We start from the raw sequence: 12,211 nt of genomic DNA, 5'->3' as shown, positions 1-12,211 counted from the left end.
TCAGGCCCGCGCCACCTCCTTCTCGGCGGGCGCGTCGTGCGTCGGCGCCGGGCGGGAGAGGCCCTCGCCCTCGACGTCGACCCGGGGCAGGATCCGGTCCAGCCACGCCGGCAGCCACCAGGCCCGGTCGCCAAGGAGGGCGAGGACCGCGGGGACGATCGCCATGCGGACGACGAAGGCGTCGAGGAGGACCGCGGAGGCGAGCCCGAAGCCGATCATCTTGATCATCGAGTCGCTCTCGCCGATGAACCCGGCGAACACCGCGATCATGATCAGCGCGGCGGCGACCACGACCCGGGCGCTGTGGCGGAAGCCGGAGGTCACCGCCTGGGCGGGGCTCTCGCCGTGGACGTAGGCCTCGCGCATCCGGGAGACGAGGAAGACCTCGTAGTCCATGGCGAGTCCGAAGACGATGCCCACCAGGAAGATCGGCATCAGGCTCATGATCGGGCCGGTCTGGTCGACGCCGAACAGCTCCGCGCCGTGGCCCTGCTGGAAGACCACGACGACCGCGCCGAGGGCCGCGAGCACCGACAGGAGGAAGCCGAGGGCCGCCTTGAGCGGGACGAGGACGGACCGGAAGACCACCAGCAGCAGGATCACGGCGAGGCCGACCACGACGACCAGGTACGGCACCAGCGCGGACTGCACCTTGTCGGAGATGTCGATGTTGAGCGCGGTGGTGCCGGTGACCTCGAAGGTCGCCCCGGTGCCGGACTCGACGGCGGGCCGCTCGCCGCGGATCGTCGACACCAGCTCCTTGGTCTTCTCGTCGGTCGGCGCGGTGGCCGGCACGACGGCGAGGACGGCGGTGTCACCGGCCTCGTTGAAGCGGGCGGGCGAGACGGAGACGACCCCGTCCGTCCCCCCGATCTCCTTGGCGACGCCCTCCACGGCGGTCTGCGGGTCCCCGGCGCCCTGCGCGTCCACGACGACGGTCAGCGGTCCGTTGAAGCCGGGCCCGAAGCCCTCGGCGAGCGCGTCGTAGGCCCGCCGCTCGGTGGTGGAGGTGGACTTCGCCTCGTCGCCGGGCATGCCCAGCTGGAGGTCCGTCATCGGCACAGCGAGCGCCCCGAGCCCCACCACGCCGAGCAGCAGCACGGGCAGGGGGCGGCGCAGCACGAACCGGGCCCAGCGGGTGCCGCCGTTGTCCTGGGCGGTGTCCTCGGTACGGCCGGTGCGGCGGGCCTTGCGCGAGAGCACGGCGTTCGGCCAGAAGCCGAGCAGGGCCGGGACCAGCGTCAGCGCGATCAGTACGGCGACCACGACCGCGCCCGCGGCGGCCAGGCCCATCTTGGTGAGCATCGGGATGCCGACCACCGACAGACCGGCCAGCGCGATGACGACGGTCAGGCCGGCGAAGACGACCGCCGAGCCGGCCGTGCCGGTGGCGAGGGCGACGGCGTCGTGGGGGGCCAGCCCTCTGGCCCGTTCCTCGCGGTAGCGCGAGACGACGAACAGCGCGTAGTCGATGCCGACCGCGAGGCCCAGCATCATGGCCAGCGTGCCGGTGGTGGTGGACAGGCCGAGCGTGCTGGCCAGCGCCAGGATCGTGGCCATGCTCACGCCGACGCCGATGAGCGCGGTGAGCAGCGGCAGCCCGGCGGCGGCCAGCGAGCCGAAGGTCACCAGCAGGACGACGGCGGCTATGGCGACGCCGATCACCTCGGCCGCGCCGCCCGCGCCGCCCTCCTCGCTGACGGCGTCGCCGCCGGCCTCGACGGTCAGCCCGGACTCCTGCGCCTGGTGGAGGGCGTCCTCCAGGTGCGTACGGCTGGCGTCGGTGAGGTCGGTCGGGGTGACCTGGTAGGTGACGGTCGCGTAGGCCGTCGTGCCGTCCTGGCTGACCGCGCCCGAGGTGAAGGGGTCGCTGGCGCTCGCGACCTGCGAGCCGTCGCCGAGCTCGGCGACCGCCGCCTCCACGGCCGCCTTGTTCTCGGCCGCGGTGACCTTCTCGCCGCCGGGTGCGACGAACACGACGCGTGCGGTCGCGCCGTCGGCGGTGGTCCCCGGGAACCGCTCCTCCAGCAGGTCGAACGCCTTCTGCGACTCGATGCCGGGCATCGAGAACTCCTCGTCGGCGGCGCCCGGCGCCTTGGCCGCCCCCAGTCCCACGGCGGCCAGGACGGCCGCCCAGACCAGGGCGACGTACCAGCGTCGTCGGAAGGCCAGACGGCCCAGTCGATAAAGGAAATCAGCCACGGCAGGAGGTCTCCACGGGAAGGTCGGCCGGATACCGAACGTCCCCCAAGGCTCTCCGCGCCACCCCCGTCCTGTCGTCGTCCGGCTGCCGACACTCTCCCGTACTGAGAACGCAGTACGCGGGGGGCGGCGAATCCGCCTCGGGGACTAGGCGCCGGCCATCCCCTCATCCCCATGGCCTGTCGCTTAAATCGGAGGCGGAGCCGGTCGACGCGACGGAAGAATGGGCCGGTGCAGAACTGGCTCGATTACATACTGACCTGGGACCAGGTCGACCCGGCCCGGAATTCCTTCGAGTGGGACGAGGACGAGAAGGCCCAAGTCCTCCTGCTGGCCAAGGAAGTCCTGCCGGTCCGGTACCCGGGCCAGGAGCCGCGGGAGGTCCAGTACCGCAGCGAGGCACTGCTGAACGCCCTCTTCGTCGGGCGGTACGGGCTGTGGGCCCGGCACTGGCGGTGGGGCGTGGGCGAGGGCGGCGGCGGTGGGATCGTCTGGAGCTGGTGCTGTGCCCCGCACTCCGTCACCACGCCGGACGAGACCACCGCGCGGGCCGTGGCGGCGCTGCTGGAGTGGCGGGAGTGGCTGGAGGAACTCGCGGACCGCTTCGCCGAGTTGGCGCCCCCGCCGGACGCCGACGCCGAGGCACGCAGTTGGCACGTCGAGCGGGCCGCGGTGCGGCTGGTGACCCTGGTCGTGGACCGTACGAACGCGGAGTGCGGGTGGTACGGGCTGTGCAAGGTGACGCTGTTTTGGTTCCTCATGTCGACCGGCATGAACGACACCGAGGCCGCGGCGGCGGTCCTGGACGCCGTCGGCGGTCGCTTCGCCAGCTGGACCACCCCGAAGCCCGCCGTCGTCGACACCGTGGGCGAGCGGCTGGCGGTCGCGCTGACGGGACGGCTGCCGTACCGCGACCACCGGGAACACAGCGACTTGGAGGAACTGCATGACCGCAGTTGAAGCGGAGAACTCACCGGCCACGGAGGCGCCGCATGACCACGGTTGAGGCGGAGGACTCGCTGGCCGTCTGGTGCGAGGTCAGGGAGCGGGTCGGGTGGGCGGGGGTCGGGGCCGGGGCCGGGGCCGGCGTTGAGGCCGGGGCCGGGGCCGGCGTTGAGGCCGGGGCCGGAGCCGGCGTTGAGGCCGGAGCCGGGGCCGGCGTCGGGGCGGGGGCCGGGGCCGGCGTCGGGGCCGGAGTTGAGGCCGGAGCCGGAGCCGAGCCCGGCGTCGGGGCGGGGGCCGAGCCCGGCGTCGGGGCGGGGGCCGAGCCCGGCGTCGGGGCGGGGGCCGAGGCCGGCGTCGGGGCCGGAGTTGGCGTCGGGGCCATGTCCCGGGCCCGGGCCAGGGACATGGCGCCGGTCGTGGACGGGTTCGTGGCCTGGTGCGAGGGGCCGGTGCGGCGGCGGGATCCGGAGCGGGCCGGGCGGCTGCGGGACGCCTACGCCCTCGTACGCGTCGATGCCGCCGCGCGCAGGCCGCTGACGTTCACCACGCTGGCCCGCTGGCAGGGCATGGTCCTGGGGACGGGGGCGGTGCCGTTCCGGACGGGGGACGCCTACGCGAAGGGCGGGCGGGAGCGGTACGGGCTGACGGCGGAGACCGCCTCGGACTTCGCCCGCTGCCTGGAGAGCAGCGCGGAACCGGGCATACCGCTCGCGTCGCGGGCCGCGCGGACCTATCTGGACGTGGCGTTCTTCCACCCCTTCGCCGACGGCAACGCCCGTTCCGCCCTGCTCGCCCTCACCTTCGTGCTGGCCCGGGAGGGTGTCGTACTGGACGAGGTGGGCCCGTTGCAGACCACCCGGTACGCCGACGACCCGGCGGGCGCGGCCGATCTCGCGCTGCTGGTCGGGGTCCTCGCGCGGGCCTCCCGGAGGCGGGCCCGTATGCGCGGTGTGTGACGGATCAAGCCGGGCGAAGCGCCCCTCATTAGACACTGAGTCAAATTACCGAACCGTAACCTACCGGCCAGTACCCCGGGTAACCCCCCGGTAGGTACGGTCCCTGGCGAGCCACATCCCTTGTGGCGCAGGCGCGCTGTCGGGACGACACAGCGCGCCCGAGCACCTTCCTGCCCGCCGCTCCACAGGAGGTTCGCCATGCCCGTACGCAGACGGCTCCTGGCCGCAGCGGTCGCCGCTGCCGCCTGCCTGGCCACCCAGGCCGTCACCGGCACCGCCGCCACGGCGGCCGACGAGGTGGTGTCCCGAGGCGTCACCATCCCGGCCTTCTACAACCCGCCCGCCACCCTGCCCGCCGCCGACGGCACGCTCGTACGCACCGAGCCGCTCAGGCTCGCCCTCAGCCTGCCCAGCCTGAACGGGCCGCTCCCGGGCAGGGCGACCCGGCTGATGTACAAGTCGACGGACTCGAACGGCAAGCCCGTCGCCGTCACCGGCGCCTACATCGAGCCGACCGCGGCCTGGAAGGGCGGCGGCCCCCGCCCACTGGTCGTGCTCGCGCCCGGCACCCTGGGGCAGGGCGACCAGTGCGCCGCCTCGCTCGGCCTGGAGCACCCGTTCCGGTTCAACGGCGAGACCGTCTCCGTCGGTTACGAGGACCTGGCCGTCTACCGGCTCCTCGGCAAGGGCGCCGCGGTCGTCGTCACCGACTACGCGGGCCTCGGCGCGACCGACCGGCTGCACACCTACGTCAACCGCGTCGACGAGGCGCACGCCCTGCTCGACGCCGCCCGTGCCGCCCGCTCGGTGGAGGGGGCCACGATCACCGCCGCCTCCCGCGTCGGCCTCTTCGGCTACAGCCAGGGCGGCGGGGCCAGCGCCGCCGCCGCCGAACTCCAGCCGTCCTACGCCCCCGACGTCAACCTCGCCGGAACGTACGCCGGAGCACCCCCCGCCGACCTGACCGAGGTCACCCGGGCCATCGACGGCAGCGACCTGGCGGGCGCCCTGGGCTGGTCGATCAACGGCTTCCTGCAGTCCGACCCGTCCCTGAAGCCCATCGCCGACGCCCACCTCAACGCCACCGGCAAGGCCGCGCTCGCCGACCTGTCGACCATGTGCGTCGGCGACGCGATCTTCAAGTACAACAGGGCCAAGAGCACCGCGTGGACCACCGACGGCCGGACCGTCAGCGACATCATCGCCGCGACACCCGCCCTGACCTCGTTCCTGGACGCCCAGCGCATCGGCAGGCTCAAGCCGTCCGGACCGGTCCGCGTGGCGACCAGCGTCAGCGACAACCTCGTCCCGCACGCCCAGTCCCGCCGCCTCGCCGTCGACTGGTGCGCCAAGGGCGCGAACGTCACGTACGACGCCGTCCTCCTGCCTCCCACCGGCAGCGGCCTCCTCAACCACGCCACCCCCCTCCTCGCCGACCAGAGCGCCGCCGTCTCCTGGCTGACCGACCGCCTGAAGGGCGAGCCCGCCCGCTCCAACTGCTGGACCATGCCGATCCAGCCGTAACCCCGAGCCACCCCGCCGCCCCTGCGCCACGCCACCCTGATCGCCGCCCTCCTCGGGGCGGCGGTCGGGGCGACCGTGGCCCTGGCGGAGGAGAGGCAGCCCCACCCCTCCCGCTGAGAGAGGTCGCCGCACCCGCCGCAGGAGGCGCTTATTCTGGCGATTCTGAGATAATTGGGACATGAGTACGACGACGTTTGTAGCAGCGGCTCAAGCGGCCACGTCGAGTGAGGTACTCAACGTGATCGCCGCCTTCACAGGTGGCCTGTTCATCGCCGGCGCCCTGGTGTGGGCCGTGCGGTTCGGCATGCGGGTCATGGACCGGGAGCTGCCGCACCCCAGCCCGGAGGAGCAGCCGAAGCTGCCCGCGGGCGGTGCGGTCCACGAGATCAGGGAGATGCGCGAGCCGGACGAGGTCCCGCACGCCGAGGGCCGCGAGCGGCTCATGCCCTACCAGCTCCACCACTCCGGAAGCAGAACGGGGAAGGACCAGCGCCGAAGGCGCTGGCTGCCCGGATCCAGCGGGTCCTTCGGCAGCGGCGGCCTCGGCCACGTCTAGCGGCGATCAGCGGCGATGGCCCTACGGGGCTGCCCCGCCGACCAGGGGCAGCCCCGCTCGGGGGTGTCGCCGCCGGGGAGGTGTGTGCCGGGCGCCTTTGCCATGACAGCCGTGGGGTTGACCAGCACTGCCGGCGACCCGCACCTCCGCCCCCCGGCGGCACCTCCAGCTTGGCGTGCCCCGGGGGGTGCTCCGGCACATTCCGGTGAAGATCGGTACACCTAATCCCCCGGCCCCCGGATACCTACGTACGCACCGCCGGGATCTCCGTGCGCGAGGTGATGCCGAGCTTGGCGAGGATGTGCTCGACGTGCGCGTCGACCGTGCGCTTGGAGATGACCAGGCGTTCGGCGATCTCCCGGTTGGACAGCCCGCGCGCCACCAGCGCGGCGACCTCGCACTCGCGCCGGGTCAGTACGTCGGTGAGCGCCCGCCCCCCGGCCGCCGCCCGCGACCGCCGCTCCTCCGGTTCGCCCGGCAGTTCGTCGGTATCCGCCCGTACGGCGTCCAGGACCTGGCGTCCCGACATCCGGGCGCCCCGCTCCCGCCAGCGCTCGAACTCCTCGGCGCCCAGCGCGGCGCGGACCTCCTCGCGCACCGCCTCCTGCTCCTCCAGCAGCCGTGGCAGCAGCGTCACCGGGTCACCGCTCAGCCGCCGCGCGTGCTCGGCGTAGCCCAGCAGCCAGCAGGCCCGCACGTACCGCTCCTGCCGGGCCGCGTGCCAGGCCAGGCCCAGGCAGGCGAGGGCGGCCACCAGGACCTCGCCGATCTCGCTGGCGGCCTCCAGGCCGCGGCGCAGCAGATCCGCCGACTCCTCGTACCGCCCGGTGAGCGCCAGGACGACGCCCTGCGCGGCGAGGGTGGAGCCGTACAGCTGGCGGTCGCCGGTGCCCTCCAGGTGGGCGAGCCCGGCGCGGCACAGGTCGACGGCGCCGTCGGTGTCGCCGAGCACGGCCCGCAGCAGGGCGCCCTCGTAGTGGACGACGCCGATACCGAGGAGATCACCGGTGGCGAGGATGCGGGCGCGGGACTCCTCGAAGGCGGCCAAGCCCGCCTCCACGTCCCCGCCGAGCGCCGACAGGGCGCCCAGGTAGGCCTCGGCGAACAGCTCCACCCGGCCCTCACCGGCCCGCCGGGCCACCTCGAGGGCCTGCGGGAAGCGTTCCAGCGCTGTCTCCAGGTCGCCGGTCCACACTCCGCTCTCGCCGGTCATGAACAGCCCCCAGGCCCGTTCGGGGCAGTCCTGCGGGGTGCGGTCCAGGCCCTTGTCGATCCAGTACCGGCCCTCGGACAGGGTGCCCGCCGCCCGCCAGTGCGGCATGAGCCGCGAGGCCAGCCACAGCGCGTCCGCCGCCAGGTCCTCGGCGGCCAGACCGTACTCCAGGGCGGCCCGTATGTCGGCGATGTTCTCGCCGACCGCCCGGTGCAGCCGGACCTGGGCGGGGCTGACGAACTCGTCCCAGAACCGTCCGGCCAGCTCCTCGTAGAAGGCGAAATGGCGACGGCGTACGGCGTCGGCGCCGCCGGTGCGGGTGAGCATGTCGGCGCCGTACTCGCGGATGGTGTCCAGCAGCCGGTAGCGGCCGCCGTCCTCGCCGATGCGCTGCACGACGGACTTGTCGACCAGCCCGATCAGTGCCTCGACGACCTGCTCGGGGGTCAACTCGGCGTCTGCGCAGACCTGTTCGGCGGTGGACAGCCGGAAGGGCCCCGCGAAGACCGAGAGCCGCGCCCACAGCAACCGCTCCTGCGGCGTGCACAGTTCGTGCGACCAGCCGATCGCCGTGCGCAGGGTCTGGTGCCGGCTGAGCGCGGTGCGCCTGCCGCCTGTGAGCACCTCGAAGCGGCGGTCGAGGCGGGCGACCAGCTCCGTGAGCGGCACCGCGCGCAGCCGTACGGCGGCCAGCTCCAGGGCGAGCGGGATGCCGTCGAGCCGGTCGGCCAGGGCGAGCGTGCGCTCGCGGTCGGCGGGGGTGAGGGTGCCGTTGCCGGTCACCGCGGCGGCCCGCTGCACGAACAGGTCGACGGCGTCCTCGGCGGGCAGCGGCGGAATCGGTACGCAGTGCTCGCCGGGCACGTCCAGCGGCTGGCGGCTGGTGGCCAGCACGCTCAGCCCGGCCGCCTCGCGCAGCAGGATGTCGCAGAGCATCGCGCACGCGTCGACGAGGTGCTCGCAGGTGTCGAGGACGACCAGCAGCCGCCGGTCGCGCAGGTGTTCCACGACCGCGTCCAGCGGGCTCATCCCGGACTGCTCGGGCAGCTCCAGCACCCCGGCCAGGGTCGCCGGGATCAACTCCGGGTCGTGCAGGGCGGACAGCTCCACCAGCCGCACCCCGTCCGCGAACCGCTCCGCGGCAAGTCCCGCCGCCCGCAACGCCGTTCGGCTCTTGCCGACACCCCCCGGACCGACCAGCGTCACCAGCCGCGACCGCCCCAACGCCGCCCGGATCAGATCGAGTTCGTCCGCCCGCCCGACGAAACTCGTCAGCTCCACCGGAAGTTGCCCACCACGCCGCTGCCCGAAGCCGAATCCCATGCCGCCCCCGCCGCCGCCCCAGTAGACGTCCACCACCCGACAAAGGGTAGTCAACCGACTGCCGTGCGTGAACGGCGCACGGAAATCCGCCGGACGGGACGGCGACCTCAGTCGGCTCGGTCGGTCGGCTTGACCTCGCCCGGCGCCGTCGCCAGGGCCCAGATGACGAAGAAGTCGATCGCGACCATGAGGACGGACCAGACGGGCTGGTACGGCAGGAAGAGGAAGTGGAAGACCATGCCGAGGGAGGCCAGGAAGATACCGGCCATCCGTGCCCACCAGGCGCCCTTGAGGATGCCCGCGCCGACCGCCGCGGCCAGCGTGCCCAGGCAGAGCAGGATGACGCCCCAGCCGGTGAGGTTGATCTTGTAGACGTAGTCGCCGACGACGTCGTACACATCGTCGGCGGCGAGCGCGGAGATGCCCTGGAGGACAGCCACCACACCGTTGACGAGCATCAGGACACCGGCGAAGACCAGGCCGCCGGTCTGCCAGCCGGTGTCGGGGGCGGTGGCGGCAGGGGCCGTGCGGTGAGTCTCGTCCCACGCCCGGGAGGGCTGCTGTTCGCCGGTCGGCGGCTGTGTGGCGTGCGGTTGCTGGGTCATGGCGTGCCCCGCTTCCTGTCGTGCCTGTCGTGCGTCGTTGCGACCACCCTCCGCGCGGGCCGGGGCGCCCACCACGGGAGGGGGCCGAACGAGTGACTGGTCGGCGTGCGGGTGGAGGTGTGCGGATCTTCAATGGAGGAACCCGTGCCGTACGCAGACATCTGGAGGCGCCATGCCCGGCTACCGGAACCGCTCACTGGCCGTCGTCGCCGCCGCCGTACTGGCCGGGTCGGCCGTTCTGACCGGCTGCTCCGACGACGACACCCCGAAGAGCGTCGCCAGCAGGGCCGAGTCCGCGGCGGAGTCCCTCGCGTCCGAGGCGGACCGCAAGTTCGACGAGATCAAGAACGGCGTCGACGCCAAGGACGACGTGACGGTGGGCGACACATCCACGTCCGACGGCCGTGTCACGGCCGAGATCACCGCCGAGAACACCGAAGACTCCACCAAGTCCTTCACCGTGCAGGTCGACTTCACCGACCCGGACGGCAACCGCCGGGACACGGTCCTCGTCACCGTCTCCGACGTCCCCGCCGGGGAGTCGAAGAAGGCCACGGCCCGCAGCAACCGCGACCTCGGCGGCGAGGTGCAGGCGGAGGTGGAACGGGCGGTCCGGTACTGACCGAAGTCCCGCATCACGCCCCGCCGTTGATCCCGTCGCGCCCCGGCAGCGCCTCCCCCGCGCCGTCAGGAGCCGGCGTCCCCTCCACCGTCACCGCGATCTGCTCGCTCACCGCGCTCACGCCGTTCAGCGTCGCGGTCGCCTGGAGCAGCCCCGGGCCCGGGGCGAGCGGCCGGTCGGGTACGCAGGACCAGGCGCCGTCGGCTGCGGAGGCGGTCGCCGTACAGACCTCGTTCTCCGCCGCGTCCCTGACGGTGACCTGAGTGCCGGGATAGGCGGTCCCGCCCACCTCGGGCAGCCCGCCCAACGGCACCCCCGAGAGGGGCCGCGACAGCGTGGGCGCGGGCAGGCCCACGGTCACCGCACAGGCACCGCGGTCCTTCGGGGCCCCGTTCGCGTCCGTCAGCTCCATCGCGCAGCCGGCCAGCCGCGTCCCCGGCACCGCGTCCACGGGCACCGCCAGCACGAACGGGAACGTACGGTCCTCCCACGGCGCCCCCTCCGAGGCGCCGGTGAACGTGTACGTGGCACTGCGCCCGCCGGGAGCGACCGCCCCCTCGTAGCCACCGCCGTCGAGCGGCGTCCCGGTGACCCGGGCGCGGTCCGGCGCCGTGAGCGTCAGCACCGACCCGGGGCCGAGGCGGTCCCCGCTGTATCCGGCGACCTCGACGATCCCCTCCCGCCCGGGCGCGACCGTAACGGCACCCCACAGCTCACGTCCCCCGTGCGCCGAGGCCGTTCCCGGCGTCACCGCCAGCGCGGCGAGCAGCGCGCAGGCGATCCCGTAGCGGGCGGTGGACTTCCCGGACCTGCTCATGGTCGGCAGAGCTCCTCGCACACGTCGACGGCACGACATCACTGCGTTCGATTCTCACGGGGTGTCCCCCGGAGTGACGCCCCGTGACGCGCGCGGCTCGGCTGTACGGCCTAACACCCCGATGCGCCCAGGCCGGGGGTCGGGTCGGCGGGGTCGGCGAGACCGCACCGACGCGTGGCCGTGCGACCGTGCGGCCGCCACTAGCGGAGTAGAAGATTCCCTGTGTGGCGGAATGGTGAGTTTCTGTGAACTCCCGGCGCGTTCCCGCTGGTTGACAGGGGCAACAGCCAGGACCACCATGGGCCTCACGCTGTGGCGCATGTGACCAATGGGCCCAGTGTTCCTTCGACCACCCCCCGGAACGGCACGGCCCCGCCGTCGTGGCGCGCTGCCCGCCTGCCGTCACCCGGGCTCTGCTCGCATCAAGATGGGGAACCGCATGTCCATAGCGAGACGTGTCATCGCCCGACGTGTGCTGGGGACGGGCGCCGTGTCGCTCGCCCTGTGCGCCGCCAGTGTCGCCGGAGCCTCCGGCGCCTTCGCCACCGGCGGTCCGGGCGGTCACGGCTGGAACTCCGGCGGCCACTACAAGCCCGGTACGGGCGCGGGCACCGAGACCGCCACCGACCGCTGCCAGTTCTCGCTGAACGGCACCGACTTCTTCGACTCGGTCAAGGTCGACGACCAGAACCTGAAGCCGACCGACGACGGCAAGGTGCACATCCAGGTCCGCACGGCGGGCAACGCCACCACCTGCACCGCCTCGCTCGCCTCCTACCTCGCCCACGGTCCGACCTTCGCCACCTCCGGCGAGCAGGTCTTCGTCGACTTCGACACGGTCACGGTCAAGCCGGGCAAGACCGACTCCCTCGACATCGCGGTGCCGGACGCGGGCTGCTACGCGCAGATCGACCTCTACCGGGGCGCCGTGAAGTACGACGGCAACCTCGACGCCAACGACGGCTTCGAGCACGGTGAGCTGCCCAAGGGCCCGGACCGTCCGGTCATCAAGGACAAGCTGATCGCGGCCTGGAACGGCGGTACGAAGTACTGCGAGCCCAAGCCCGAGGAGCCGCCGGCGCCCACGACGCCGCCCCCGACCCCGACGGAGCCCGCCCCGCCGTCGGAGCCCCCGTCGGAGACCCCGGAGGAGCCGGAGCCCAGCTCGTCCACGGACAGCCCCACCCCGACCCCGTCCGCCCCGGAGTCCACCACGCCACCGGCGCCGACCCCGAACGGCGGCGGCGGTGGTGACCTCGCCGAGACGGGCGCCGACGGCAACACCCTCCCGATCACCATCGGCGCGGCGGCGCTCCTCGCGGGCGGCGGCGCGATCGTGCTGGCGACCAAGCGCAGGCGCTCGGCCCGTTCGTAGGTCCCGGGAACGGCAAGTGGCGGATGTGGGCCGGGAAAACGCCGTAGAACAGGCGGACAACCGGCCCACATCT

At 73.3% G+C, this 12,211-nt stretch carries 10 protein-coding genes; 6 read left to right on the top strand and 4 right to left on the bottom strand.

The window, feature by feature from the left end; translation table 11 throughout:
* On the bottom strand, positions 1-2,202 hold the full coding sequence (locus ICC28_RS26520) for an MMPL family transporter (protein WP_188291236.1): 2,202 nt from the start codon (positions 2,200-2,202) through the stop codon (positions 1-3).
* Positions 2,203-2,433: 231 nt separating this feature from the next.
* On the opposite strand from ICC28_RS26520, the gene ICC28_RS26515 reads away from it, so the two are divergent.
* The 4 genes from ICC28_RS26515 (at position 2,434) to ICC28_RS26500 (ending at position 6,183) form a co-directional block, all read left to right on the top strand.
* Complete coding sequence (locus tag ICC28_RS26515; RefSeq protein WP_188291235.1) at positions 2,434-3,162, top strand: hypothetical protein; 729 nt, start codon at positions 2,434-2,436, stop codon at positions 3,160-3,162.
* A 32-nt stretch (positions 3,163-3,194) separates the two neighbouring features.
* Positions 3,195-4,103, top strand: coding sequence for a Fic family protein (locus ICC28_RS41145; RefSeq protein ID WP_262928499.1), 909 nt, complete (start codon positions 3,195-3,197; stop codon positions 4,101-4,103).
* 198 nt (positions 4,104-4,301) lie between these two features.
* Positions 4,302-5,627: a lipase family protein gene (locus tag ICC28_RS26505; protein ID WP_188291234.1), complete on the top strand. Its 1,326-nt coding sequence runs from the start codon at positions 4,302-4,304 to the stop codon at positions 5,625-5,627.
* 178 nt (positions 5,628-5,805) lie between these two features.
* Complete coding sequence (locus ICC28_RS26500) at positions 5,806-6,183, top strand: DUF6479 family protein (protein WP_188291233.1); 378 nt, start codon at positions 5,806-5,808, stop codon at positions 6,181-6,183.
* A gap of 244 nt (positions 6,184-6,427) precedes the next feature.
* Here the strand turns inward: ICC28_RS26500 and ICC28_RS26495 are convergent, their stop codons facing one another.
* The gene (locus ICC28_RS26495) at positions 6,428-8,719 is read right to left on the bottom strand and encodes a helix-turn-helix transcriptional regulator (protein WP_188291370.1); all 2,292 of its coding nucleotides are present in this window, start codon (positions 8,717-8,719) and stop codon (positions 6,428-6,430) included.
* A 107-nt stretch (positions 8,720-8,826) separates the two neighbouring features.
* Positions 8,827-9,324, bottom strand: a complete 498-nt coding sequence (locus ICC28_RS26490) for a hypothetical protein (protein WP_188291232.1) — start codon at positions 9,322-9,324, stop codon at positions 8,827-8,829.
* A gap of 172 nt (positions 9,325-9,496) precedes the next feature.
* On the opposite strand from ICC28_RS26490, the gene ICC28_RS26485 reads away from it, so the two are divergent.
* On the top strand, positions 9,497-9,946 hold the full coding sequence (locus ICC28_RS26485; RefSeq protein WP_188291231.1) for an FxLYD domain-containing protein: 450 nt from the start codon (positions 9,497-9,499) through the stop codon (positions 9,944-9,946).
* A gap of 13 nt (positions 9,947-9,959) precedes the next feature.
* Here the strand turns inward: ICC28_RS26485 and ICC28_RS26480 are convergent, their stop codons facing one another.
* Entirely contained in the window at positions 9,960-10,763 is an 804-nt protein-coding gene (locus ICC28_RS26480; RefSeq protein ID WP_188291230.1) for a carboxypeptidase regulatory-like domain-containing protein, read from the bottom strand.
* Positions 10,764-11,202: 439 nt separating this feature from the next.
* Here ICC28_RS26480 and ICC28_RS26475 point away from each other — a divergent pair, with 439 nt between their 5' ends.
* Entirely contained in the window at positions 11,203-12,138 is a 936-nt protein-coding gene (locus ICC28_RS26475; protein ID WP_188291229.1) for an LAETG motif-containing sortase-dependent surface protein, read from the top strand.
* The last annotated feature ends 73 nt before the right edge of the window (positions 12,139-12,211 follow it).

The organism is Streptomyces sp. TRM68416 (genome assembly GCF_014596915.1).
Classification (GTDB): domain Bacteria; phylum Actinomycetota; class Actinomycetes; order Streptomycetales; family Streptomycetaceae; genus Streptomyces.
Note: the sequence above shows the minus strand (reverse complement) of the source record. Positions and strands in the feature narration are given on the sequence as shown.

Excerpts from the sequence above, each read along its gene's own strand:
- ICC28_RS26495 (WP_188291370.1), bottom strand. The coding sequence starts at position 8,719 with ATGGGATTCGGCTTCGGGCAGCGGCGTGGTGGGCAACTTCCGGTGGAG.
- ICC28_RS26475 (WP_188291229.1), top strand. The coding sequence starts at position 11,203 with ATGTCCATAGCGAGACGTGTCATCGCCCGACGTGTGCTGGGGACGGGC.
- ICC28_RS26500 (WP_188291233.1), top strand. The coding sequence starts at position 5,806 with ATGAGTACGACGACGTTTGTAGCAGCGGCTCAAGCGGCCACGTCGAGT.
- ICC28_RS26480 (WP_188291230.1), bottom strand. The coding sequence starts at position 10,763 with ATGAGCAGGTCCGGGAAGTCCACCGCCCGCTACGGGATCGCCTGCGCG.
- ICC28_RS26490 (WP_188291232.1), bottom strand. The coding sequence starts at position 9,324 with ATGACCCAGCAACCGCACGCCACACAGCCGCCGACCGGCGAACAGCAG.
- ICC28_RS41145 (WP_262928499.1), top strand. The coding sequence starts at position 3,195 with ATGACCACGGTTGAGGCGGAGGACTCGCTGGCCGTCTGGTGCGAGGTC.
- ICC28_RS26505 (WP_188291234.1), top strand. The coding sequence starts at position 4,302 with ATGCCCGTACGCAGACGGCTCCTGGCCGCAGCGGTCGCCGCTGCCGCC.
- ICC28_RS26485 (WP_188291231.1), top strand. The coding sequence starts at position 9,497 with ATGCCCGGCTACCGGAACCGCTCACTGGCCGTCGTCGCCGCCGCCGTA.